The organism is Desulfogranum mediterraneum DSM 13871 (assembly GCF_000429965.1).
Lineage (GTDB): Bacteria > Desulfobacterota > Desulfobulbia > Desulfobulbales > Desulfobulbaceae > Desulfogranum > Desulfogranum mediterraneum.
Genome location: NZ_AUCW01000016.1, coordinates 89,103 through 113,188, shown reverse-complemented (window position 1 = coordinate 113,188; position 24,086 = coordinate 89,103). Strand labels below are relative to the sequence as shown.

Annotated in this window: 19 protein-coding genes; 11 read left to right on the top strand and 8 right to left on the bottom strand. The window is 62.5% G+C overall.

Annotated features, from left to right (window positions below; all coding sequences use genetic code 11):
- Nucleotides 1–3: 3 nt before the first annotated feature.
- A complete protein-coding gene (locus tag G494_RS0108475; protein WP_028584185.1) occupies nucleotides 4–669 on the top strand; it encodes an ABC transporter ATP-binding protein in 666 nt (221 codons plus the stop codon).
- Here the strand turns inward: G494_RS0108475 and G494_RS0108470 are convergent.
- Entirely contained in the window at nucleotides 656–1,360 is a 705-nt protein-coding gene (locus G494_RS0108470) for a DUF2293 domain-containing protein (protein WP_153305811.1), read from the bottom strand. The genes G494_RS0108475 and G494_RS0108470 overlap by 14 nt on opposite strands.
- A complete protein-coding gene (locus G494_RS0108465) occupies nucleotides 1,357–2,052 on the bottom strand; it encodes a DUF554 domain-containing protein (protein WP_028584183.1) in 696 nt (231 codons plus the stop codon). The genes G494_RS0108470 and G494_RS0108465 overlap by 4 nt, the downstream gene beginning before the upstream one ends.
- Nucleotides 2,053–2,312: 260 nt before the next feature.
- On the opposite strand from G494_RS0108465, the gene prmA reads away from it, so the two are divergent.
- The 3 genes from prmA (at nucleotide 2,313) to G494_RS0108450 (ending at nucleotide 5,319) form a co-directional block, all read left to right on the top strand.
- A complete protein-coding gene (gene prmA / locus G494_RS0108460) occupies nucleotides 2,313–3,218 on the top strand; it encodes a 50S ribosomal protein L11 methyltransferase (RefSeq protein ID WP_035245936.1) in 906 nt (301 codons plus the stop codon).
- A gap of 10 nt (nucleotides 3,219–3,228) precedes the next feature.
- On the top strand, nucleotides 3,229–4,578 hold the full coding sequence (locus G494_RS0108455; RefSeq protein ID WP_028584181.1) for an FAD-binding oxidoreductase: 1,350 nt from the start codon (nucleotides 3,229–3,231) through the stop codon (nucleotides 4,576–4,578).
- 147 nt (nucleotides 4,579–4,725) lie between these two features.
- Nucleotides 4,726–5,319: a YceI family protein gene (locus G494_RS0108450; protein ID WP_028584180.1), complete on the top strand. Its 594-nt coding sequence runs from the start codon at nucleotides 4,726–4,728 to the stop codon at nucleotides 5,317–5,319.
- 90 nt (nucleotides 5,320–5,409) lie between these two features.
- Here the strand turns inward: G494_RS0108450 and G494_RS0108445 are convergent, their stop codons facing one another.
- Nucleotides 5,410–5,898 (bottom strand): alpha/beta hydrolase, encoded by a 489-nt coding sequence (locus G494_RS0108445; RefSeq protein ID WP_028584179.1) that lies wholly within the window; start codon nucleotides 5,896–5,898, stop codon nucleotides 5,410–5,412.
- A 250-nt stretch (nucleotides 5,899–6,148) separates the two neighbouring features.
- Here G494_RS0108445 and G494_RS0108440 point away from each other — a divergent pair, with 250 nt between their 5' ends.
- The 4 genes from G494_RS0108440 (at nucleotide 6,149) to G494_RS0108425 (ending at nucleotide 10,742) form a co-directional block, all read left to right on the top strand.
- Nucleotides 6,149–7,735, top strand: a complete 1,587-nt coding sequence (locus G494_RS0108440; protein ID WP_028584178.1) for a peptide chain release factor 3 — start codon at nucleotides 6,149–6,151, stop codon at nucleotides 7,733–7,735.
- A 41-nt stretch (nucleotides 7,736–7,776) separates the two neighbouring features.
- Nucleotides 7,777–8,007, top strand: coding sequence for a rhodanese-like domain-containing protein (locus G494_RS0108435; protein ID WP_028584177.1), 231 nt, complete (start codon nucleotides 7,777–7,779; stop codon nucleotides 8,005–8,007).
- A 193-nt stretch (nucleotides 8,008–8,200) separates the two neighbouring features.
- Complete coding sequence (locus G494_RS0108430) at nucleotides 8,201–9,730, top strand: B12-binding domain-containing radical SAM protein (protein ID WP_028584176.1); 1,530 nt, start codon at nucleotides 8,201–8,203, stop codon at nucleotides 9,728–9,730.
- Nucleotides 9,731–9,896: 166 nt separating this feature from the next.
- Complete coding sequence (locus G494_RS0108425; protein ID WP_028584175.1) at nucleotides 9,897–10,742, top strand: cytidylate kinase-like family protein; 846 nt, start codon at nucleotides 9,897–9,899, stop codon at nucleotides 10,740–10,742.
- Nucleotides 10,743–10,841: 99 nt separating this feature from the next.
- Here the strand turns inward: G494_RS0108425 and tsaA are convergent, their stop codons facing one another.
- The 4 genes from tsaA to G494_RS0108405 all read right to left on the bottom strand — a co-directional run bounded on the left by tsaA (nucleotide 10,842) and on the right by G494_RS0108405 (nucleotide 15,726).
- Nucleotides 10,842–11,240 (bottom strand): tRNA (N6-threonylcarbamoyladenosine(37)-N6)-methyltransferase TrmO, encoded by a 399-nt coding sequence (gene tsaA / locus G494_RS0108420; protein WP_028584174.1) that lies wholly within the window; start codon nucleotides 11,238–11,240, stop codon nucleotides 10,842–10,844.
- 94 nt (nucleotides 11,241–11,334) lie between these two features.
- On the bottom strand, nucleotides 11,335–12,360 hold the full coding sequence (locus tag G494_RS22595) for a potassium channel family protein (protein WP_035245935.1): 1,026 nt from the start codon (nucleotides 12,358–12,360) through the stop codon (nucleotides 11,335–11,337).
- A gap of 71 nt (nucleotides 12,361–12,431) precedes the next feature.
- Nucleotides 12,432–14,813, bottom strand: a complete 2,382-nt coding sequence (locus G494_RS0108410) for a hybrid sensor histidine kinase/response regulator (protein WP_028584173.1) — start codon at nucleotides 14,811–14,813, stop codon at nucleotides 12,432–12,434.
- A 46-nt stretch (nucleotides 14,814–14,859) separates the two neighbouring features.
- Nucleotides 14,860–15,726, bottom strand: coding sequence for a phosphate/phosphite/phosphonate ABC transporter substrate-binding protein (locus G494_RS0108405; protein ID WP_161629959.1), 867 nt, complete (start codon nucleotides 15,724–15,726; stop codon nucleotides 14,860–14,862).
- Nucleotides 15,727–16,097: 371 nt separating this feature from the next.
- Here G494_RS0108405 and G494_RS0108400 point away from each other — a divergent pair, with 371 nt between their 5' ends.
- Nucleotides 16,098–16,469: a translation initiation factor Sui1 gene (locus G494_RS0108400; protein ID WP_028584171.1), complete on the top strand. Its 372-nt coding sequence runs from the start codon at nucleotides 16,098–16,100 to the stop codon at nucleotides 16,467–16,469.
- Between the two features lie 73 nt (nucleotides 16,470–16,542).
- The gene (locus G494_RS0108395; protein ID WP_028584170.1) at nucleotides 16,543–17,196 is read left to right on the top strand and encodes a 3'-5' exonuclease; all 654 of its coding nucleotides are present in this window, start codon (nucleotides 16,543–16,545) and stop codon (nucleotides 17,194–17,196) included.
- Here G494_RS0108395 and G494_RS22590 read toward each other — a convergent pair.
- A complete protein-coding gene (locus G494_RS22590; protein ID WP_051305536.1) occupies nucleotides 17,193–19,757 on the bottom strand; it encodes a helix-turn-helix domain-containing protein in 2,565 nt (854 codons plus the stop codon). The two genes, G494_RS0108395 and G494_RS22590, sit on opposite strands and share 4 nt — an antisense overlap.
- A 496-nt stretch (nucleotides 19,758–20,253) precedes the next feature.
- Between G494_RS22590 and purL the strand changes: the two genes are divergently transcribed.
- Nucleotides 20,254–24,057, top strand: coding sequence for a phosphoribosylformylglycinamidine synthase (purL, locus tag G494_RS0108385; protein ID WP_028584169.1), 3,804 nt, complete (start codon nucleotides 20,254–20,256; stop codon nucleotides 24,055–24,057).
- Nucleotides 24,058–24,086 lie beyond the last annotated feature (29 nt).

Here is a 24,086-nt window from a genome sequence, read left to right as displayed (position 1 = left end):
ACCATGCTTTCAGCCCAGAATATCAGTAAACACTACAGCTGCAACGGGACCAGGGTTTCGGTCCTCCAACAGATCGACTTCCGCCTGGCAGAGGGCGAGTTTGTCGCCATCATCGGCCGCTCCGGATCCGGCAAGACCACTCTGCTCAACATCCTCTCCACCCTGATCCGACCGGACAGCGGTCAGATCCACTATCACGATAAGGAGCTGACCAGCCTGGCAGAAAAGGAGCGCAACCGGCTCAGAAAAACCGACTTTGCGGTGATCTTCCAGTTCCACCACCTGCTGCCCTACCTGACGGTTCTGGAAAACACCCTCCTCCCCCTGATGGGCGGACTCAGCCCGATCAGCAGGGCTGAGCGGGAACGGGCCAGGCAGTGTCTGCAGCGGGTGGGTCTGACCGGCCTGGCAGACCGGCTGCCAGGCCGGCTCTCCGGCGGAGAACAGCAGCGGGTGGCCATTGCCAGGGCCCTGGTCACCGACTCCAGGATCCTCTTTGCCGACGAGCCCACCGGCAGCCTGGACACCGCCACCGGCAGCCGGATCATGGCGCTTCTGGCTGAGCTCCACCAGGAGGGGCTCTCCATCGTCATGGTCACCCATGAGCCGGCCTACGCGGCCCTGGCCCAGCGGACGGTTGAGCTGGAGGATGGGGTCAGACTGAACTGAGCGGTGCCCCTGGCTGGGCCCGGGCCTTCTCCAGGGCCAGGCGCAGGGGGCAGGAGGGAGTGAGGGCTTCACCGGCACGGTACCTGGCCAAAAGCTCCACCGAGCGCCGGGCCAGCAGCCGCCGCACCTCGCGGCGACGCCCCTTGACCCGGGGGATGACCATCTGATCGTAGCCCGTGGTCTGATGGCGGAGCCAGGCTATCACCGCCGCCCGGACCCGCTCCTCCAGGGGGATACGGCTGGTTCGGGCCACGGTGCCCGATCCCACCGGGGTGGCCAGACTGGTCACCGCCTGCGCCAGCAGCCGGGCCTGCTGCTCATAGGCAGGGGCAAAGGCCAGGAACTCCAGGCAGGCCTGGTAAAACTCCCGGACATAGGCCTGGTGCTGCCGCTCCCTCCGGGCCTGATCCGTGGCCTTGCGTCGCCGGTGCTCCGGGGTGGCCCGCTTCGCCTCCAGGGCCTCCCTGGCGGTGCGGATATGGGCAGCCGGCGCCCAGATGCCCCGGGAGATCGTACGTCTGCCCTTCTGCACCTGGACCTGCCAGCAGGGGCCCAGCTGCTTGACCCGGCGGGTCAGGGGACCATCGCCGGCAGGCAGGAACTCCCAGCCCTCGGGCGGGACGAGCAGCTCACCATCCTCGCCAAAGAGGGTGCCGATCTTGGGTCCCGGGCTCACGATTCGAGAACTCAGGGCAGCCACGGCATCACTCCAAACCAGAGCAGGGGCAGGAATATCCCCGGGATCAGGTTACCCACCCGGATGGTGGTGATCTTGAGCAGATTCAGGCCAATGGCCAGGATGAGCAGGCCGCCCACCGAGGTCATCTGCTCGATGGTCTCCGGGATGAGCAGGTTCTTCATCAGGACCGCGGTCATGGTGATCAGCCCCTGGTAGCAAAACACCGCCAGGCTGGAGAAGATCACCCCCAGCCCCATGGCCGAGGCAAAGATCACCGAGGTCACCCCATCCAGGACAGACTTGGCAAACAGGGTCTGGTGGTTGCCGGTGAGGCCGCTCTCCAGGGAACCGACAATGGCCATGGAGCCCACACAGAAGACCAGGCTGGCGGTGACAAAGCCCCGGGCAAAGGAGCTGGTATCGCTGGATCTGGCCGCAACCCGGCGCTCCAGAAAGGCGCCCAGCCGCTCCAGGTGATCTTCAATCCGGAGAAACTCTCCGCAGAGTCCGCCCAAAATCACCGACAGGATCACGACCATCAGGCTGTCCGAGACCAGGGCGCTCTTGATGCCGATCAGGGCCACGGCCAGGCCCACGCTGGACATCACGATTTCTTTATAACGGTCGGCGATCCCCTTGCTGAAGAGCAGCCCCAGGAGGCTGCCGGCGATGATGGCCAGGGCGTTTACAATGGTTCCAAGCATGTTTTTTGGTTGTTGGTGCTGATTGACGGTTCACGGTGGAGATCCAAGGCTGAGCCCTCCATACAGGGAGCTCAGCCAACCAGGGCAGCGCTCTATATACTACAAAAATGAACTTTGACCAGACTCTTCTCCCGGAAAGGTTCGCCCTCCGGAGAGATTCCAGGTATAGAAACGGGATACCGTCAGGGCCCGGGCAGGAGCATCTCGCCGTCCAGGGCCACCATCCCCTTCACCCACAGAGATTGCAACGAGTAGAGACCATGGCAGCACACTCCGACACCCAGTGGTTAAAGATCACCATCCAGACCCCCACCGTTCTCAGCGAGGCAGCCGCAGACCTGATGGCTGCCCTCAGTGGTTCCGGGGTGGAACAGAGCCCGGAACAGGCAGAGGCCTGCCTGATCAGCGGTTTTTTCCCCCTGAGCGGCGATAGCTCCGCCAGCGAAGAGCAGCAGGCCATCTGCAGGAAGGTCGCCACGGCCATGGAGGAACTCTTTGGACTCTATGAGCAGGAGATGGAACCCATGGAGACCGCCCTGCTGGCCGATGAAGACTGGGCCACCAGCTGGCAGCAGTACTTTGCCGCCTTTGAGATCATCCCCGGGCTGGTGATCAAACCCTCCTGGGAGGAGTACCAGCCCAGCGGGGACACCCGGGTGATCGAGATGGATCCGGGCATGGCCTTTGGCACCGGTCAGCATGCCTCCACCCACATGGCCCTCCAACTGCTGGCCCGGGACATGGCAGACGGCAGGTCTGCGGTCCTGGACGTGGGTACCGGCACCGGTATCCTGGCCATGGCCGGGGCCCTGTTCGGCGCAGAGCGGGTGGTGGCCATCGACAACGATCCCGAGGCAGTGAGCGTGGCCCGGGAAAATGTGGCCAACAACCAGCTGGAGCAGCAGGTCCAGGTCAGCCAGACCCCCCTGGAAGAGATCCAGGGCAGCTACCAGCTGATCTGCGCCAACATCATCCACGATGTCCTGGTGGAGATGGCCCCAGAGTTCAGCCGGCTCGCCTGCCCGGGCACGGCCCTGGTCCTGGCCGGCATCCTCAAGGGGGAACAGGAGGCAAACATCGCCGCAGTCTACCGCAGCCACGGCTTTTCCCTGACAGAGACCCTCCATCAGGAGGAGTGGGCCGGCATGCTGCTCCACCGGGAGTAAGGCCCGGCCAATGAGCCGACCACTGGCCAGCCGCCGACAGCGCCGCCTGACTCTGCTCTCTGCCGGCTCCATCCTCTTGGGCCTGCTGGCGGCCGGGGCGACCGTGCCCTTCCTGTTCGAGTCCACCACCATGCTCTACAAGTTCGGCTGGGACAGGGGCCTGCTTCGTCTGGGCAAGGTGGTCGCCCTCTGGGCCACCTTGCTGCTGCCGGCCCAGCTGATGATGGTGGCCCGCTGGCAATGGCTGGATCGACTCCTGGGCGGCCGGTTCCTGCGCCAGGGCCACCGGCTGGGAGCGGGCCTGATCCTGCTCCTGGTGCTGGCCCATCCCCTGCTGATCCTGCTGCCTGAAGGCCTCGACAACCTGCCCCTGGGCTGGAAGTTCTGGCCCGAGCTGGTGGGCGCAGCCCTGCTTGCCCTCTTGATCCTCCAGAGCCTGGCCGCCCTGCTCCCCCACTCCGGGCCCCACGCCGTCACCATCCCCTATCACATCCGGCAGCGGACCCATCGCCTGGTCGGCCTCTTCCTCCCCCTGCTGCTGCTCATCCATATCCGCTTTGTCAGCGACACCTTCAGACAGCCGCTGCCCGCAACCCTGCTTCTGATCGTGGGCCTCGCTTTCCTGCTGCTCACGGCCCTGAGCCTCGCCCGGCCGCTGCGCGCCTCCCGGGGCTGGCAGGTCAGCGCTGTCCAGCGGCTCAACCCGACCATCCACAGCCTGCTCCTGGAGCCTGTCGGCGCCACAGCCTTTGACTATCTTCCCGGTCAGTATGCCTTTCTCCGGGTAAGGGCACCGGGGATCAGCCGGGAACCACATCCCTTCAGCCTCAGCTCCACTCCCACCCGGACAGAGGCGCTGCGTTTCACCATTCGCAGTTGCGGTGACTGGACCGATGCCATCCAGCGACTGCCGGCTGGGGCCCGGGTCGAGATCAGCGGACCCTACGGCGAGTTCAGCCACCTCCAGGCCCCCGGGGCTGCAGCCCTCTTCCTCATTGCCGGCGGCATCGGCATCACCCCGATGATCAGCATGCTCACCTTCATGGCCGACCAGGGGGAGCAACGACCCGTTCAGCTGCTCTGGTCCTGCCGCAGCCGGGAGGAGCTGGTCTTTGCTGCAGAACTGGCCCAATTGGCCGGCCAGCTCAAGGAGCTCCGGCTCCACTACCATCTGAGTGGCGGTCCCGGGGCAAGAGGCCGCCTGGGCAGGGCAGAGCTGGCCCCCATGGTGAGCTCCCTGCCCTGCCCGGGCGCAGCCTTTCTCTGCGGCCCGGGCGCCATGGTCCGGGAGCTGAGAGGAATTCTCCTGGAACTGGGCTATGCCCGCCGGGATATCCATGACGAGCTCTTTTCCCTCTGAAGGCTGCCTTGATGGCGCCTTTCTCAAACAGGGGCAGCTTGTTTTTCCCCAAGCAGTAGCTATATTCTGCTCTAGCCGCACCCCCGCAACGTGGCACCGTCCAGGTCTGTGGGGACTGAACATTCACCCTGTCGTCAGAGGGCTACCATGCAGATATTCCGCCACCTCATCATCCTCTTTTCCCTGGTCCTGGCGCCCGCCGCTCCGCTCTGTGCGGCAACGGATCACTGGGAGACAGATCCGGATCATTCCGGCTTTTATTTCACCGTCCGTCACATCTACTCCGGAATCAGGGGCCACTTCCAGGACTTTCAGGGCAGGGTCCGCTTTGATCCCGCTGCCCCGGAAAAGTCCAGCTTCCGCTTTGAAATCCCGGTCAAATCCATCAGCACGGCCAATCCCAAACGGGACAAGCACCTGCTCTCTCCTGATTTTTTTGACGAAAAAACATATCCCCGGATCACCTTCCAGAGCAGCGGCGTCCATCCGGGGGAAGGCGACCTCTACCTGGTCAAAGGGATCCTGACCATCAAGAAGATCAGCCGGGAGATCGTCCTGCCCCTTGATTACCTGGGGAGCAAGGCGCATCCGGCCATGAAGGGAGCCCGGGTTGCCGGCTTTCGCGGCAAGCTCAGCCTCAACCGCCTGGAGTACACCGTGGGCAGCGGTACCTTTGCCCAGATGGGGCTGGTGGGAGAAAGTGTGGCAGTGGATATCGAGCTGGAACTGCTCCAGCGTTAAACACCCAGGCCACGAGAGACCAGCCCCTACACCAGGGGACCGCACGCCCCGGGCCGGGTCTGCGCAACCGGCAGGAGTGGGGAGGAGTGGCTACTCTGCTGCCAGCAGGGACGGCCAATCCAGCTCGGGAAAGGTGGTGTGGAGCATGTGGTCGTCGGCCACCAGCGAGATCTCGGGAGCTGCAAAGCTCTGCCGGACCAGGGGCAGCACCAACTCCGGCGGGGTCACCACGTCATCCTGGCCGATGATCACCAGGGTAGGGACCTGGATGGGGCTTGGCGGGGGCTGATAGGCCTCAAAGTTCAGGGCCGGAGCCAGCAGGATCAGGCGGGAGCAGGCGCCCGGATTGCGCTGGGCATGGATGGTGGCCATCAGGCCGCCGAAGCTGGAGCCCACCAGCAGGGCCTGGTCATCCGGACCGCAGAGCCGGGCCAGCTGCTCCAGCCGCTCCTCCAGACTGCCGCTGAAATCCGGGATACGCATCTCCGGAAAGTGGCGGCTAAACCAGCGTCCCTTGGTGCCCTGGCTGGATGAGTCAAGACCGTGTAAAAAAAAACATGGCCGCATTATCTGCGTCATAGCTGTTCTCTCCTCTGCTGGACGACCCTGAAGACAGGCCCAGCTTCCCCTGCACCGCCGGCCTCGCCCAGCGCGCTGCTGCCCGGTGACAAGAATGTTGGACAAAAAACGTAAAATAGAGTATATAACCCCTGCTGATGGGTCGGAGGATCGACCCATCTTTTTTTTTGGAAGATTCTACCACGGGCTGCAACCGTCCCCGGACCCGGTTGCCGCCCCTTCATCATCCCCCTGGATAAACGGTTGTAACGTGAGCAGTCAATTTCAAAACGAGATCGAAAAACGCAGGACCTTTGGCATCATCAGTCACCCTGATGCAGGTAAAACCACCCTCACGGAAAAGCTGCTGCTTTTCGGCGGGGCCATCAAGATGGCCGGGGCGGTCAAGTCCAGAAAGACCTCCAACCATGCGCTCAGCGACTGGATGGCCATTGAAAAGGACCGTGGTATCTCGGTCACCACCTCGGTGATGAAATTCAACTATCGCGACTTTGAGATCAACCTGCTCGACACCCCCGGTCACCAGGATTTTTCCGAAGATACCTACCGGGTGCTCACCGCCGTGGACTCCGCCCTGATGGTGATCGACAGTGCCAAGGGGGTCGAGACCCAGACCACCAAGCTGATGGAAGTCTGCCGGATGCGCAACACCCCGATCATCACCTTTATCAACAAGCTGGACCGGGACGGCATGGATCCGCTGGAGATCCTCTCGGATATCGAGGAAAAACTGCAGATTGAATGCGCGCCCCTGTCCTGGCCCATCGGCATGGGCAAGGGCTTCAAGGGAGTATACAACCTCTTTCGCAAGGAACTCAACCTCTTTGTCCCCAGCCAGGATACCCGGCCCGAGGATAATATCACGGTCAGCGACGTCAACGACCCGAGGCTGGACGAGCTCCTGGGCGTGGATGCGGACAAGCTCAGGGAAGATATCGAACTCCTGGAGGGTGCTGCCAACCCCTTTGAGTATGAGGAGTACCTCAAGGCCAGCCAGACGCCGGTCTTCTTCGGCAGCGCCATCAACAACTTCGGGGTGCGCGAACTGCTGGATGCCTTTGTGGAACTCTCGCCCTCCCCAGGTCCCCGCGCCACCGTCAGTCGGATGGTTGCGCCGGAAGAGACCGCCTTTTCCGGCTTCACCTTTAAGATCCAGGCCAACATGGATCCGGCCCATCGGGACCGGATCGCCTTTTTCCGGATATGTTCCGGCAAGTATACCCGGGGGATGAAGGTCCGCCACCATCGGCTGGGTAAGGAGATCAGCCTCTCCAATGCCACGGTCTTCATGGCCCAGAACCGGGAAAATGTCGAAGAAGCCTATCCCGGCGACATCATCGGCATCCATAACCACGGCACCATCAAGATCGGCGACACCTTCACCGACAAGGAGGAGTTGAAGTTTACCGGGATTCCCAACTTTGCCCCTGAACACTTCCGCCGGGTCATCCTCAGAAACCCGCTGAAGATCAAACAGCTGCAGAAGGGTCTGGTACAGATGGCCGAGGAGGGTGCGGTCCAGATGTTTCGGCCCCTGATCGGCAACGACTACATCCTGGGGGCCGTGGGCGTGCTCCAATTCGAGGTCACCATGACCCGGCTCAAGGCGGAGTACGGGGTGGACGCCGAATACCACCCCATGAACTTCACCCTGGCCCGCTGGGTGGCCAGCGACAACAAACAGCAGCTGCGGGAGTTTGAGAAGAAGAACCAGGCCAACCTGGCCTTTGACGCCGAGGGCCACCTCTCCTACCTGGCCGACGGGATGTGGCGACTCTCCCATACCCAGGAACTCTTTCCTGAGGTTGTCTTTCACAAGACCAGGGAATCGGTATAATAAACGGCAGGCACCGACGCTGAAGACAAGGGGCAGACACCATGACACCCAGCTATACGGAAATCACCACCCAGGCACTCCGCAGCTGCTACGAGCAGGACCCCCAACTCCTGATCGTGGACCTGCGCGATCAGGAAAAATACCAGCAGGGTCATATCCAGGGGGCGGTCTCCTTTCCCTTCCCCCCCACCCTCTGGAGCAGGCTCTTTAAGAGCCGTTCCCTGGCCAGGCTCCTGGGCAGGGATCACAGTCGGGCCATCGCCTTTTACTGAGACGGCCCTTCGTGAGTACGAAGCAGCTTCACCGCCCGGGTGGCGGTCCGACTCGGTTATACCCGCATCCATCGTTATGCCCCGGGAGTGGGGGAGTGGCAGGCCCACGGCCTGCCGGTGAGCCGCAGTTGAACCTGCCCGGCCTGCCCCCGGTTCCCGACTCAACGCCTTCTCCTCTCTTCCGGGCCCAGCCATGCTGCTGATTCATCCGCCGGTGGCCAAGCCCGGTGAACCGCCAGCCGGCATTCCCCGGCTGGCGGCCTGCCTCCGGGCCCATGGCCTGCCCTGCACCCTGCTGGATGCCAGCCTGGAGGGGCTGCTCTATCTGCTGGAGGGCAAGCGCAAGCCGACAGACACCTGGTCCATCCGGGCCGAGCGTAACCTTAAGCGCAACCTGGCCGCCATCCGCACCCCGGAGCTCTACACCAACCAGGACCGCTACCAAGGGCTGGTGCGCGAGCTCAACCGGGTGGTGGAACAGTCTGCCCGGGCCCATGGCGAGACGGAGCTCCAGCTCAGCCTGGGCAACTATCAGGAGCTCGGCTGCTCGCCCCTGAAGAGTGGAGAGCTCCTGGCTGCCGCCCGCAACCATCGGGGCAACCTCTACTTCCCCTACTTTCAACAACGGCTCCGCCAGCTCTGCGACCGGCACCACTTCTCCCGGGTGGGTTTCTCCCTCAACTACCTCAGCCAGGCCAATACCACCTTTGCCATGATCGGCTTTCTCCGCAGCCACTACCCGGAGCTGAGCATCATCCTGGGCGGCGGCCTGATCACCTCCTGGATGAGCCATCCCAACTGGGAGGATCCCTTTAGCCGGCTGGTGGACCACTGCATCGCCGGCCCGGGCGAGCAGCCGCTGTTGGCGCTGTTCGGCCGGCAACTCAGCTGCTCAGCTCCGCCCGACTACAGCGACCTGCCCCTGGAGCACTACCTCTCGCCGGGCCTGACCCTGCCCTATGCCGCCTCCTCTGGATGCTACTGGAACAGATGTTCCTTCTGTCCCGAAGAGGCCGAGGGCAACCCCTATTGCCCCACCGACCTGACCACCATCCGGCGCGACCTGGCCCACTGCTGCCAAACCCTCAGACCAAGCCTGCTCCACTTCCTGGACAACGCCCTCTCCCCTGCCCTGATGCGCAGCCTGATTACTCGGCCACCCGGGGTGCCCTGGTACGGCTTTGCCCGGGTCGACCACAACCTGGCTGACCCGGCCTTCTGCCGGCAGCTGAAGGCCGCCGGCTGCGTGATGCTCAAGCTGGGCCTGGAGTCGGGCAACCAGCAGGTCCTGGATGCCATGGGCAAGGGCATCTCCCTGGAGCTGATCTCCGCCACCCTGAGGGCCCTGGAGCAGGCCGGGATCGCCAGCTATGTCTACCTGCTCTTCGGGACCCCCTCCGAGACCCTGAGCCAGGCCAGGGACACCCTTGAGTTTACCGCCAAGCATCACAGCGCCATCACCTTCCTCAACCTGGCCATCTTCAACATGCCCCTGCTGGGCAGGGATGCCGATCGGGTAGAGTCCAGCCAGTGGTCCGAGGACGACCTCTCCCTCTACCGGGACTTTACCCATCCCCTGGGCTGGTCGCGGAAAAAGATCCGCACCTTCCTGGACAGGGAGTTCAAACGTCATCCCCTGATTGCCCCCATCCTCCACCGGGACCCTCCCCTGTTCACCTCCAACCACGCCCCCTTCTTCAGCCAGGGTTTCTCCCTGCCTTGAGGCCGGCGCACCCGGAGTCCCTCCTCCCTGGCCAACCCGAAGACACCACACCGTGGTCCCTGTCAAGCGACAACAACTCCTCTTTTTTCCGAGATTTCACAGGAAAGATGCTTATCTTTAGAGAAAGTATCTTTCTCCATTTCATCATCTACAGGAGGAGACGACTATGGCAATTATTACGATTTCCAAGGGTTCGTATAGTCATGGCCAGGAAGTTGCTGAGGCCCTGGCCGACAGATTGGGATATGAATGTGTTTCCAGGGATATCCTGGTGGAGGCCTCCGAGGAGTTCAACATCCCGGAGATCAAGCTGGCCAAAGCCCTCTACGACGCGCCCTCGGTGCTGGAACGGTTTACCCACGGCCGGGAACGCTATATCAGTTACTTTCAATCCGCCTTCCTCAACCATATCAGCAGGGACAACGTGGTCTACCACGGCCTGGCCGGCCATTTCTTTATCCAGGACATCCCCCAGGTGCTCAAGGTCCGGATCATCGCGGACATAGAAGATCGGCTGAAGGAAGAGGCCAGGCACCAGGACTGCACCAGGGAGGAGGCCCGCTACCGGCTGAAGCGGGATGATGAGGAACGGCGACGCTGGAGCCTGCAGAATTACGGGATGGACATCTGGGACAGCTCGCTCTACGATCTGGTGATCAAGATCGGCCGCCTGAGCATAGACGATGCCGTGGACTTCCTGGCCCAGACCGTTGAGAAGCAGGCCTTTCAATCCAGCCCGGAATCCATCCAGGCCCTCAAAGAGCGTGCCCTGCTGGCCAATGTCTTTGCCCGCCTGGCCCTAGGCTCACCCCGGGCCACGGTCCGACTGGTGGAGCCTGCGGTCATTGCCCTGGGCAACCTGGAAGGAGTCTTGAAAACAGACGAGGCGGAACGCAATAAACTCGTGGCAGAACTCCAGGGGGAGTACGATCTCAAAGAGGTCGTTTTCGACAAACCCACCAAGATGGTCCGGGAGTATGTCAATGTCTTTCACAACCTTGATCTCTCCTAGCTGGCGGGGATAGAACCGGGGCAGCCTGGAGATCCGCAGAGGGAACCCAGACTGGAGAACGCCCATAATCGTTCCCGGGGCCGTATCGGCCCGGATCGATTATGGGCTGATCTTTTTCTTGAGATCAACAATGGGAGTCCCGTCCAGGATATCCAGCCCTGCCACCTCAAGCTCGTTGCCGCGGACCGCAAGGACCTTAAGCTCTGAGATGGCTATGGGGTTGGGCCGCACCGGACTGCGGGTGGCAAAGACGCCGCACAGCCCCCGGCTGCGATCGCCCCTGGGATAGACCCGGAGAATATCGCGTTGGGCCCTGTCCAGCCAGAACAGGACCACGATGGTCTGGCCGGCGACGATCCCCTCCAGGCCAGCTGCAAACTCCGGGTAGATCTCCAGGGTACCCACCCGCTCTGATTCAGAGTAATTCTTGGGCGCCTCTTCCCGGCTGAGGATATCCCCATGAAGCCGACCGATAATCTGCAGCTGTGGTTGTTCCATCTTTCCCCTCCCCCGGGCTCCCCGCTCACCTGCGTTCCCCGTTAGCCCTTGTTGGCCCTTGTTGGCCCTTGTTAGCCATTGCCCGGCTCGATACTTATCGTGGTTTTCGTGGGTTGCGATCCTTGGAGATCACCAACAGATAATCCGTGGCTGCCAGCTGATACCCTCCGTCCGGGTTGGAGATGAAATCTCCGCCCCGCCCCTTTTGTATGCCAAAGACAATGGTATTGTGCTCGCTCTTCATGGAGATAAAGGCGTCCAGAAAGTTGGCATTGACCAGTTGCTCGGGCACGGGCATGGAGTAGAGTTCATTGCCGTAGCGACTGCTGAGCAACTCTGAGATGATCCGGCTGATGCCGTGGTCAGAGGCGGCGCTGGCGATCAGATGACTGTTGAGTTCACTGCCTACGATAATCTCATTGGCATTGGCCCGTCGACAGTGCTGCTCATTGGTCTTGTCCACCAACTCCACCACACTGTACACCTGGGGGTTGAGACTCTCCACCGTCAGGGTGGTCAGGACCACCTTGGCGTCCCGGGCCGTGGCCTCCATGGCATCGTCTCCCAGGATAATCACCGTGGCCGCCTCCTGCAGATTCGCCCTGGTCAGGCTCTCCTCATGGACCACCCCCCGGACAAAGACCAGGTTGGCATCATCCACCGGTTTCTCCTCGATATCCGCGATCAGGACAATGGGGCTCTCGGCGGTCTGCGGGTCGGAGCGCAGCTCCTTGAGGATGGCCCTGGCCCGATAGTTCCACTCACAGATAATTATATGATCACGTACCCTTGAAGCTTCCATCCCTCTGTTTTCCCTGATGCGCATTGTTATTAACATGGAGGCCAGACTGGCGCTGAGGATGCCAAGCAGACCGATCCCAAAAAACATGATAATGACCGCCAGCACTCTGCCCTCGGCGGTGGAGGGCGAGATATCCCCATAGCCCACGGTGGTCAGGGTGACGATACTCCACCAGAGTCCACTGGCAAAGGAGACCCCCGGCTCAAAGGAGGCGATCAGGTAGCCGCTCCCCAGGACAATGACCAAAATCACCCCAAGGAGTTTGATCACATTTTCCCGCTGAAGAAAACGATAGAGACGATACAGCCTGTTAGCCATGCATGACCCCTGTTAAGGAAAAAAAACAAACAGCTTTGCCCAAGCCAGAAGGAGTGCTCCCCCAGCCTGGCTTACCATGGCTCGCCGCTACCGTAAAGGGCCTCTTTCACCGCAAGGGCAAGGTGCTCCATGGTATAGGGTTTCTTGACAAAACGATCTGCGCCCAGGTCCAGGGCAGCCCTGACATCCCTGCTTTCGGAAAAACCGCTGGCAATGATGGCCTTCTGACCGGGATAGAGCCGACAGATCTCCCTGTAGGTCTGGTAGCCGTTCATCCCCGGGGGCATCAGCATATCGAGAATCACCAGATCCACGGGCTGCTGGCGGATATGGGCGACCGCCTCCTCACCGGAGGCCACCGAGACAACCCGGTAGCCCTGATGCTCAAGGATCTTGGCAGCCAGGTCCCTGACCATCGCGTCATCATCCACCACCAGCAGCTGCTCACCGTGACCCAGCAAGAGCTCCTGTTGTTGTCGGCCCTGCTCCGGGCTCACGGCTCTCTTGCTGCTGAGCGGAAAAAAAAGTTGAAAACAGCTTCCCTGGTCCCCGCTCTCCACCAGGATGGTGCCCCCATGGTCCTCCACCGTGTTCCAGACCACGGTCAGGCCCAGGCCGGTGCCGCTCCTGCCCAGGACCTTCTTGGAATAGAAGGGTTCAAAGATGCGCTCCATGGCATCGCCACCGATCCCCGGCCCGGTATCTTCGACCCTCAGGAGGAGATACTCCCCCTGAGCCAGCTCCGGACAGGAGCTGCTGCTGGTGCCAATATAGCGATTAGAGGTGGTGATGGTGATGGTCCCGGAGCCCTCTATGGCCTCGGCCCCGTTGTTGACCAGGTTCATCAGACACTTCTTGATGTGCACCGGGGAACAGAGCAGGATCGACTCTTTGGCGCCAAGGTCATGTTGACAGCAGACCTGGGGAAAGTCCCTGCTCAGTTGCTGAAACTCCGGAGAGGCAAGGTACTCCCGCACCAAGGTATTCAGGGAGTGGGGTTCACGGACACTGGCCGCCCCCCGGGCCAGGGTCAGGAGATCGGCCACCACGGCCCCGGCCCGTTCTCCTGCCTCCTGGATGGCCTCCAGGGGGGAGCGCAGTTCGCTGTCGGCCGCCAGCTTCCAGAGCAGCAGTTGCGGATAGCCCACGATCCCGGCCAGGATATTGTTAAGGTCATGGGCCACACCGCCGGCCATCAGGCCGATGGACTCCAGTCGCTGGGTCTGTTGAATCCTGGCCTCCATTTTTTTCTGTTCCGTGACATCGAGAATCGAGGTCACCCGCAACTCATCATGGGCCGAGGCGATGCCCAGAGACTGCAGCCGCAGGGGAAAGAGGCTCCCGTCCCGATGCCTGCCGCTCCCCTCCAGCAGCCCCCCCTCTTCCTGAAGACTCTGTCGACCGGCTGCCCGAAATTCGCGGGGAAAGAGGCGCTCTGCCAGGGGCTGGTCCCGGAGGTCTGTAACGGTGTAGCCAAACTGCTTCTCAAAGGTGGCATTACAGTCGATGATCCGATCATGCCGATGGAGGACGATCCCCTCAACCGCCACCTCAGAGAGTCGTTTATACCGTTGCTCGCTCTTTTTCAGGGCAGCCTCGGTCTTTCGGTGTTCGTTGATCTCTCCGGAGAGCCGCTGATTGGCCTGTTCCAGCTCCCCGGTCCGCTCGGAGACCAGTTGCTCCAGGTTTTCCTGATAGCGGAGTAGCTGTTCCTCTGCCTGCTGCCGGTTGGCCGACTCCGCTGCCAGCCGGCTGCTCATCAGGTTAAAGGCCCGGGACAGCTCCTCAAATTCTCGGGACGAAGAGCGCGGGACGGTGTAGGCGTAGTTGCCCGAGGCGATCTCCTGGGTCCCTCGGAGCAGATTTTTCAGGGGTTGGGTCAGTCTCCGGGAACCGTAGAGGGCGATCAGGCCAGAGAGCAGGATCATGATCCCGGAGATCAGGATCGACTCCCGGATGCGCTGGGCCGCCTCCTCGTGGATAGTGGCCAGGGATATCCGGGTGATCACCAGGTGAGTCACCTTACCCAGGGCGGTGATGGGGCAGACGAACTCCACGGTCTCGCTCCCCTGATCGCCGAGGTAGCGGGAGGCCGGCAGGTTCCCACGGATGGTGGTGCGATAAAATTCCGTGCCCAGGGGAAAGAATCGCCTGCCGGATTCGGTACTCAGCCAGACCCTGCCGTCCACATCGACGATGGTAATGGAGAGCAGATCACTCTCCCTGATCAGTTGGCGGGCAATATCGCGGATGGTGACATAGTCATAGGCAAAAACATAGGGCGCTGCCAGCTGGGTGAAGGTGGCGGTCAGATCGACCCCGTGCTTCTGAATCTCCTGGCCCACGGCCCGGGTAATCCGGCTATAGGAAGAGAGGGTAAAGGCCCCGCTGATCAGGAGCACGAAGAGCAGAAAGCAGAGCAGAATCTTGGCGCGGATACCTATTCCAGACAACAGCAAAGCCCTCCGGCAAGAGGTGTGCTAGCTGAGGAAAAACTGCTCATTCCCCCCCCATTTTCATGTCCATGAGGCGGATCACCTCCCGGACATTGTCATAGTCACTGTCCTGGCCCGGGACAAAGCCCTTGGTGGTCAGCCCGGCAAAGAGGTCTGGGGACTGCTCGGTCTGGCCGGGCTGGCTCAGGGAGAGCATGGCCTCTTGGATGAGGCGAAACTGCTCATCGGGCAGGTCCCTGCGGGCAATCCAGGGGCCCCGGTAGATGGGTTCGGACTGCCAGAGGGTCCTGATCTCACTCAAATCGATATCCACCTTATCCGCTGCGGTCAGGGAGGTGGCACCGCCATCGACATGCCCCTGATAGACGGCCAACAGGGAATTGGCATGACGCTTCAGGTAGTGCACCGAGGAGAAGTCTGCCTGACTGAGGCCTGATTTTTTGAGTTGCGCCATGGGAAAGAGGTAACCGGAGGTGGACTTGGGATCGGTAAAGGCAAAACGTTGACCCTTCAACTCCTTGAGGTGATGAATGCCGGAATCTTTACGGGTCACAATCACACTGTGGTAAAAGGGTTGCCGATTCTTACTCAGGGTGCGGCAGATCAGACGAACCCCTCCCCTGGCCTGGGCCGTCACATAGGCAAAGGGCCCCACATAGCCGATATCGGCCTCACCGCTGGTGATCTTATCGATCACATCGTCATAACTGTTGCTGCCCACCCAATCAAAAATCAGGCCGGTCTTCTCTTCCAGGGCCTTGAAGAGCCGCCCATAGGCCTGTTCATTCCCCAGGTTGGAACGATGGGGGATGATGGCCACCTTGAGGTGTGGTCCCGGCACCGCTGCCCCCAGAGCAGCCGGAGGCAGACTCGCGGAAAAGAGGAGCAGCCCTACCAGCAGCAACGCCAACAGGCCTCCTCTCCACCACCGTGGGGACGGATAAGAGCCGGATCGGGAAAAAAATGATTGCATCTTGCCTCCTGATATAGTCTTCCTTGCACATGGATCTCTCCTTTGGCTGCCCTCTCAGCCATAACCTTCCGACGAGAGCTGTTCGCATTGTAGCGACAGGAACTGGGGCTTGTCAAAGAAAGATCAACCATCGGAACAGTTCGCGCACCATAGAGCCCGGGGAGGGGCCTGAGCGCGGTCGCCCTTTAGGGGAGCTTAGCCGCTGCAAGCGGCGAACCCCGGATCACAGCCACGACCTCAAGCCTTCCACGCTCCCGGCCGAAGCGGACAGGGACCGCAGGCTGGGCTGCCATTGCTGAGAAGAAGATATGAAGAACAAACTGGACAACCTGGTCTACTCCACTGCCGGCGGCCGAATCTGCCCCGGCTGCAACCAGCCCGTGGCCCGGTGTTGCTGCCAAGCGAACCGGGAACAGGCCCAGGCCAAGAGCCGCCAGAGCGATGGAGTGGTCCGGCTGAGCCGCCAGACCAAGGGGCGCAAGGGCAGCGGGGTCACCCTGATCAGCGGCATCCCCCTGGCCGCTGCCGAGTTGAAACCGCTGGCCAAGAAGCTGAAAAAACAGTGCGGCTCAGGAGGCACCATCAAGGATGGGGTCATTGAAATCCAGGGAGACCACCGTCAGCTCCTCCTGGAAGCCCTGGGCAAGCTGGGCTACCGGGTCAAACTGGCCGGTGGCTGAGCGCCCATCGGAGCTGCCGCTGCCAACCATCACTATCCCCTCTTGTCGAGATCACCTTAACCTTCCCGTCTCCATGTCCAACCACGCTGTCATTGTCCTTGATTTCGAGACCACCGGTCTTTCCCCCCGTCATGGCGACCGGGCCATTGAGATCGGGGCGGTCCGACTGGAAAACGGCGAGATCGTCGACCGCTTCCAGAGCCTGATGAACCCGGGATTTGCCATCAGTTCCTTTATCTCCTCCTACACCGGGATCAGCAATGCCCAGCTGGCAAGCGCTCCGCCCTGCGCAGAGGTGATGGCCCGCTTTGGCCGATTCATCGCAGACCTGCCCCTGGTGGCCCATAACGCCAACTTTGACCGCAAGTTTCTGGTAGCGGAACTGGAGCGGCTCGGCACCACCCCGACCAACCCCATGGCCTGCTCCATGCTGACAGCCCGCCGGATCTTTCCCCAGGCGCCCAACCATAAGCTGGGCACCCTGGTCCACTACTGCGACATCGCCACCGACGGCACCTTCCACCGGGCCCTGGCCGATGCCGAGATGACCGGCCACCTCTGGCTGCGGATACTGGACGAGATCAGGAGCCGCTACAAGATTGCCGAGCTCAACTTTTCCCTGATGCAGCAGCTGGCCACCGTTGCCAAGGCCAAGATCCCCGCCTTCCTGGACAAGGTTGCCCGCAGGCAGCAGCCCGGCCCGGACCAGCTGGGGCCCCCGGCCTAGTCGTCCGACCCGGCCGAGGCCGCCTCTGGCGGCTGCGGCTGCGGCTGCTTGAGGTGGGCCTGGACCAGCTTGATCTCCCCATAGCTGTAGTCGCCCCCCAGCTGCTCCCTGACCCGGCCAAAGCCCTGCTCTCCAACCGCCTCAAGGGCGGCCTGAATCGCCTCAAGGCGCTCCGCGCCGACCAGTCGCCCTACGTCCAGGCGACCCTGCTCGACAAAGAAGGCCAGGTGGCCCTCGATGGTTGATGGGACCAGGGAACGCTGCTCGGCGATCTCTGCCACGCTCAAGCCCTGCTCAAACAACTCCAGGGAGATCTCCCTGGTCCGGCCCTTGGCCGGCTTCCCGGTCTGCTCACCCTTCTTTGCCGGCTTCACCCCCCCGCCTCCGGCCCCTGCCTCTACCAGAGACTGCTCCAGGGACTGCTGCACCGGCACCGGCAGGACCACCTCATCGACCCCATGCTCCCGGCGATACTCCCGCACCATCTCGATCAGCTCCCGGCCATAGCGCTGGGCCAGCCGCTCACCGATGCCCTTGACCTCCTTGAGCCCGGCAAGGCTGATGGGCAGGTGGACAGCGAGCTGGACCAGGGTCTTGAGGTGGAGCACCTGGTAGGGGGCTCGCCCCTCTTCCCGGGCCTTGTCGGTGCGCCACTGCTGCAGGTCGGCAAAGAGCTGGGGATGGGCCACATCGTCCACGGTGTAGAGCGGGGCCTTCTCTTTCCTGGTCTTCTTCCGGGCAGCGGCCTGGATTTCAGCCCGGGAGATGCTGCGCAGATATTGCTCCGGCGAGAAGCCCTGGCCACAGCTGCTCACCGCGGCCAGCTTCACCACACCCTCTCCCTCCAGGCGCTGCAGGGCCTGCTCCAGCCGTTTGCTGAGCTCCCGGTTGTCACTCTCCACCCGAACGCGCCCCAGGGGGGTCAGCAGCCGACTGGCCAGCTTGTCCTGGAAGTAGGCCGAGGCCTTGCTGAGCCGTTCCAGGATCAGCGGATCCCTGGCGGGCGGGAGGCTCTCCTGAAACAATCCCTGGAGCTGGCGAAGAAAGTTGGCCCCCACGGTGCAGAGCTCTTCCCGGACAGGGGCGGCAAAACCGTCGGGATCCTCCAGCCCACTGATCTGGAGTTGCTGCCCATGGCGGGAGAGGAGCCCCAGCCACTGCCCCAGGGCCAGGCCCAGCTGCTGAAAGTCAAAACAGGCCAGCAGCAGCCGCTGCTGGTAGCCCACCTTCTCCGCCTCAAGATAGCTGCGTCCCAGCCCCGCGGCCTGGGCCTGCTCCAGGAAATGACGGACCGCGGAGTCGGTCTCCATGGTGGTGGCTGCCAGCGGTGAGCTGAGGGTGATCCCCTCCAGGCTGCGGCAGCGACTCAGGGCCACATAGATCTGACCATGGGTAAAGGCGGCCCTGGCATCGATGATGGCCCGGTCAAAGGTCAGCCCCTGACTCTTGTGGATGGTGATGGCCCAGGCCAGTTTCAGGGGATACTGGGCAAAGGAGCCGATCTTCTTTTCCCGGATCTCACCGGCCTCCTGGTCCAGGGTGTACTGGATGTTCTCCCAGGTGGCGGGCTTGACCGCGATGGGCTGCTCATCGTCCGGACAGCGGACCATAATGGAGTCATTATCGATGCGGATAACGGTGCCGATCTTGCCGTTGAAGAATCGCTTCTCTGCTGAAGGGTCGTTACGGATAAACATGACCTGGGCATCGCGCTTCAACTCCAAGAGCGGCGCCGTGGGCTGGGCCTGCTCGGGAAACTCCCCCTCGATCTCGGCGGCAAAGCGGTGACTGGAGTGGGGCAGGCCCCGCAGCTGCTCTGCGTTCAGGGCATCGGCCTGACGATTATGGGTGCAGAGGGTGATGGCCCCCTGGCTGTCAGGGGCCGCCTGTTCGCCCAGGTAGCGACGATTGAGCCGTTCCAGCCCCTGGGCATCGATGCTGTTGTCGCGAATACCGTTGAGCAGCTCGATAAAGACCGGATCAGACTGGCGATAGATATGCTGCAGCTCGATGGTCACCAGCCGGGTCTGGGCCAGGGCCTTGCTGGCAAAGAAGTAGGGACTCGGATACCACTGGGCCAAGAGGGGCCGCTCACTCTCCTTGACCACCGGAGAGAGCTGGTGCAGATCACCGATCAGGAGCAGCTGCACCCCGCCAAATGGGGCATTGCTGCGCCGATAGCGCTGGAGAACCGCGTCCACGGCATCGAGCATATCGGCCCGGACCATGCTGATCTCATCGATGATCAGCAGATCCAGGCTCTTGATGATGTTCTGTTTTTCCTTACTGAACCGCTTGCGCCGGTTGTCGGCATGGGCCTCGCTGCCGGGAACAAAGGGTCCAAAGGGCAACTGAAAGAAGGAGTGGAGGGTGACCCCGCCGGCATTGATGGCCGCCACCCCGGTTGGGGCGGTGACGATCAAGCGCTTGGCCGGATTCCTGGTCAGCTGCTGGAGGAAGGTGGTCTTGCCGGTACCGGCCTTGCCGGTCAAAAAGATCGAGCAGTCGGTCTCTGCGATGAATTCGGCTGCCAACTGCAGCTCCGGATTGGTCTGTTCCATGCGATGCGCCCCTCTATCGTGGCCTGTTTCGTGGCCGACTTCGTGGCCTGTTCGAGCTGTTCTTCACTGACCCTTGTTCACTCAAGGCCCTGCAATCGCCGGGAGCCCCGCCCTGGTCGATCTGCCCCATCCTACCGGATCAGATCCCTGGGGGCAATGACTCATCTCCGGCCCCAAAAACTCACTTAGCCACAGACAGCGCTGAGCGCCAAGGCTCGGGCACGATCTCCGCCACGGTCGCAGCCCGGGGAGGGGCGAAGCAGGCAGAAGCGCAACAACCACACATTTAACGCCATAACCACTTTTTTGAGCGGAAAAAAAAACACTTTGATGCTAGGTTCACAGGGGGCGCCGTGCCGAACCAGCCTTGAGGGTGAAACTCAGCACCAGAGAACAGGCGTCCCAAGAGAGACCAACACCATCAACCATCGTTGTATCAGGTAGTTGCAGAGACACCTGCCAGTGACCCACCATCCATGCAGAGGAAAGACAGATCATGGGATCAGTAGTAACACAATTCTATCGTCAGGTAAGCGAGACGTTTGCCTATTGCTTTAACGTGGAATCAACAGCCCCCTTAAGCGCAGAGCAGAGCCAGCAGCTTCGCCTCATCCTGGCCGATGGTTTCCTGGCCGACACCGTCTCTTCCCAGCCTGTCCTCAAGGGCCCACGGGTGGTTGAGGTCGGCCCCAGGCTCAACTTTGCCACAGCCTGGTCCTCCAACCTGGTCTCCATCTGTCGGGCGGTTCATCTCAGCGGCATCACCCGGGTGGAACGCTCCCGGCGCTACCTGGTCCCCGATGATCAGGATCTCCAGGCCTTCATCGACGCCCACCACGACCGGATGACCGAATGTTCATACCCTGAGCCGCTCTCCACCTTTGAGACCGGGATCAGCCCGGAACCGGTCTATGAGATCGACCTCAAGTCCAAGGGCGCCGACGGCCTGTTGGAGATCCCGGGGATCTCCATGGACGAGTGGGACCGCAACTTCTACTACGACTACTTTGTCACCAAGCATGATCGCAACCCCACCATCGTTGAGATCATGGACCTCAACAATGCCAACTCCGAGCATTCCCGCCATGGTTTTTTCCGGGGCGAGCAGATCATCGACAGCACGCGCGAGGACAAGACCCTCTTTGGGATGGTAATGGACACCCTGGAGGCCAACCCCAAGGGCAGCATCATCGCTTTCAAGGATAACTCCAGCGTGATCCAGGGCCACGAGATCCGGACCCTCCATCCCGAAAGCCCGGGCGCGCCCTCCCCGCTGAAGGAGCAGAACGTCCGCTACCATCCCCTGCTCACCGCCGAGACCCACAACTTTCCCACCGGCGTGGCCCCCTTCCCGGGTGCCGAGACCGGCACCGGCGGCCGGATCCGTGACGTCCAGGGTACCGGCAAGGGCGGCTTTGTCATGGCCGGCACCGCCGGTTACTGCGTGGCCAATCTCCGGATCCCGGGCTACGAACTCTCCTGGGAAGCCGACTACCCCTGTCCCGACAACCTGGCATCGGCCCTGGAGATCGAGATCGAGGCCAGTAACGGGGCCTCGGACTATGGCAACAAGTTTGGCGAGCCCCTGATCCAGGGCTTCACCCGCTCCTTTGACCTCCGCCTGGATGACGGCTCCCGCTGGGGCTTTCTCAAGCCCATCATGTTCACCGGCGGCATCGGCCAGATCGATGACCGCCACACCGAAAAAGACGCGGAAAAGAAGGGGATGTGCATCGTCCAGGTGGGCGGCCCGGCCTACCGGGTCGGCTTCGGCGGCGGCGCCGCCTCCTCCATGATGCAGGGCGAGAATGTCTCGGACCTGGACTTTGATGCGGTCCAACGCGGTGATGCCGAGATGGAGCAGAAGATGAACCGGGTCATCCGGGCCTGCAACGAGATGGGCGACCGTACCCTGATCGACGTGATCCATGACCAGGGTGCCGGCGGCCCGGCCAACGTGCTCAAGGAGTTGGTGGAACACTCCGGCGGCTGGGTGGAGATCCGCAACATCAGGGTGGGCGACCCCACCATGTCGGTGCTGGAGATCTATGTGGCCGAGTACCAGGAGCGCAACGGCTTCCTGATCAGCCCGGAAAACATCGAGCAGTTCAAACAGATCTGTGCCCGGGAAAAGGTGGGCTGCGAGGTCCTGGGCGAGGTCACCGGCGACCTCCGCTTCGTGGTCCGTGACCGGGAGGACAACTCCACCCCGGTGGACATCGAGCTCAACGAGCTCCTGGGCAACATCCCCCAGAAACAGTTCCATGACAGCCGCAGCCAGCCCGCGCTCACCCCCCTTAAACTGCCGACTGAGCTGGGCGTCCGGGAGGCCCTCCACCAGGTGCTGCGCCTGGTCTCGGTGGGCTCCAAGCGCTTCCTGACCAACAAGGTGGACCGGGCGGTGACCGGCCTGATCGCCCGCCAGCAGTGCTGCGGCCCCCTGCAGCTGCCCCTGAGCAACGTGGCGGTGGTGGCCCAGAGCCACTTCGGCCTGAGCGGGATTGCCTCGGCCATCGGCGAGCAGCCCCTGAAGATGCTGATCGATCCGGCGGCCGGGGCCCGGATGGCGGTGGGCGAGGTCCTGACCAACCTGGTCTGGGCCCGGATCGATGACCCCGAGCAGATCAAATGTTCAGCCAACTGGATGTGGGCCCCCAAGCTGGAAGGTGAAGGCGCGGCCCTCTTCGATGCGGTCAAGGCCATGGCCGATGCCATGATCGCCGTGGGCATGGCCGTGGACGGGGGCAAGGACAGCCTCTCCATGGCCACCATGGTGGAGGGCGAGATCGTCAAGTCCCCCAGGGAGCTGGTGATCTCTGCCTATGCGGCCATGTCCGATATCCGCCGGGTGGTGACCCCGGACATCAAGGCCCCGGGCAGCAGCCTGGTCCTGGTGGACCTGGCCGGCGGCCGGACCCGGCTGGGCGGCAGCGCCCTGGCCCAGACCCTGAGCGCCCTCGGCAACCAGTCCCCGGACCTGGAAGATCCCCAGCTGCTCAAACGGGCCTTTGCCGCGATCCAGACCGGGATCGACCAGGGCCTGATCCTGGCCGGTCACGACCGCAGCGACGGCGGCCTGATCACCACCCTGCTGGAGATGGCCTTTGGCGGCAACTGCGGCCTGGAGATCGAGCTCAAGAGCAGCGCCACCCCACTGGAGGCCCTGTTCAACGAGGAGCTGGGCCTGGTGCTGGAGTGTGCAGCCGAGCGGTATGAGGAGCTGAGCACCCTGCTGGCCCGGCATCAGGTGGACCACCTGCTCCTGGGGAGCACCACCACGGCCAAGGAGATCACCATCCGCCATAACAGCCAGCCCGTGCTCCAGGAAGAGATGCAGCTCCTGCGCAGCTGGTGGGAAGAGACCAGCTACCAGCTGGAACGACTCCAGACCGAGCCTGCCTGCGCCGACGAGGAGAAGGCGGTCTGCTACGACCGCCAGGGGCCACAGTACCAGCTGCCCTTCAGCCCCACGCCGAGCCCTGCGGCAATCCTGGCCGCTGCCGACAAGCCCAGGGTGGCGATCTTAAGAGACGAGGGCTCCAACTCGGATCGGGAGATGAGCTCCGCCTTCTATGCCGCCGGTTTTGAACCCTGGGATATCTGCATGCAGGACCTCCTGGAGGGGCGGGTCAGCCTGGACGGGTTCCGCGGCCTGGCCGCGGTGGGCGGCTTCTCCTATGCCGATGTGCCGGAGAGCGCCAAGGGCTGGGCAGCGACCATCCTCTTTAACCCGAAGATGCGGGCCCAGTTCCAGCGTTTCTATGCGCGTGAAGACACCTTTACCCTGGGGGTCTGCAACGGCTGCCAGCTCTTTGGCCTCCTGGGCTGGGTGCCCTGGCAGGGCCTTGCCCCGGAAGAGCAGCCCCGCTTTGTCCACAACCGCTCCGGCCGCTTCGAGTCCCGCTGGTCCACGGTCCGGGTCAAGCCCGGCCCGGCCATCATGCTCCAGGGCATGGAGGAGCTGGTCTTCGGTATCCATGTGGATCACGGCGAAGGCTGCCTCCACTTTCCCGACCCGGCCGTCCAGACCCGGGTGGAGACAGAGGGGCTGGTGCCCCTGGTCTACGTGGATGACGAGGGCGTCCCCAGCGAGCGCTACCCCTTCAACCCCAACGGCTCGCCCGGGGGTATTGCCGGACTCTGCTCCCCGGATGGCCGCCACCTGGCCCTGATGCCCCATCCGGAACGGGCCTTCCTCCCCTGGCAGGCCCACTGGCTGCCGGCGGAGATGGAGGAGCTTGAGGTCTCACCCTGGCTGCAGATGTTCCAGAACGCCTACCAGTGGTGTCAACAGAGGTAGGCTCAACCACGAACAGGGAGCCTGCAAGG

Coding starts and splice junctions, on each gene's coding strand:
- G494_RS0108475 (WP_028584185.1), top strand. CDS start 4: ATGCTTTCAGCCCAGAATATCAGTAAACACTACAGCTGCAACGGGACC.
- G494_RS0108465 (WP_028584183.1), bottom strand. CDS start 2,052: ATGCTTGGAACCATTGTAAACGCCCTGGCCATCATCGCCGGCAGCCTC.
- prmA (WP_035245936.1), top strand. CDS start 2,313: ATGGCAGCACACTCCGACACCCAGTGGTTAAAGATCACCATCCAGACC.
- G494_RS0108455 (WP_028584181.1), top strand. CDS start 3,229: ATGAGCCGACCACTGGCCAGCCGCCGACAGCGCCGCCTGACTCTGCTC.
- G494_RS0108450 (WP_028584180.1), top strand. CDS start 4,726: ATGCAGATATTCCGCCACCTCATCATCCTCTTTTCCCTGGTCCTGGCG.
- G494_RS0108445 (WP_028584179.1), bottom strand. CDS start 5,898: ATGACGCAGATAATGCGGCCATGTTTTTTTTTACACGGTCTTGACTCA.
- G494_RS0108435 (WP_028584177.1), top strand. CDS start 7,777: ATGACACCCAGCTATACGGAAATCACCACCCAGGCACTCCGCAGCTGC.
- G494_RS0108430 (WP_028584176.1), top strand. CDS start 8,201: ATGCTGCTGATTCATCCGCCGGTGGCCAAGCCCGGTGAACCGCCAGCC.
- G494_RS0108425 (WP_028584175.1), top strand. CDS start 9,897: ATGGCAATTATTACGATTTCCAAGGGTTCGTATAGTCATGGCCAGGAA.
- tsaA (WP_028584174.1), bottom strand. CDS start 11,240: ATGGAACAACCACAGCTGCAGATTATCGGTCGGCTTCATGGGGATATC.
- G494_RS22595 (WP_035245935.1), bottom strand. CDS start 12,360: ATGGCTAACAGGCTGTATCGTCTCTATCGTTTTCTTCAGCGGGAAAAT.
- G494_RS0108400 (WP_028584171.1), top strand. CDS start 16,098: ATGAAGAACAAACTGGACAACCTGGTCTACTCCACTGCCGGCGGCCGA.
- G494_RS0108395 (WP_028584170.1), top strand. CDS start 16,543: ATGTCCAACCACGCTGTCATTGTCCTTGATTTCGAGACCACCGGTCTT.
- G494_RS22590 (WP_051305536.1), bottom strand. CDS start 19,757: ATGGAACAGACCAATCCGGAGCTGCAGTTGGCAGCCGAATTCATCGCA.
- purL (WP_028584169.1), top strand. CDS start 20,254: ATGGGATCAGTAGTAACACAATTCTATCGTCAGGTAAGCGAGACGTTT.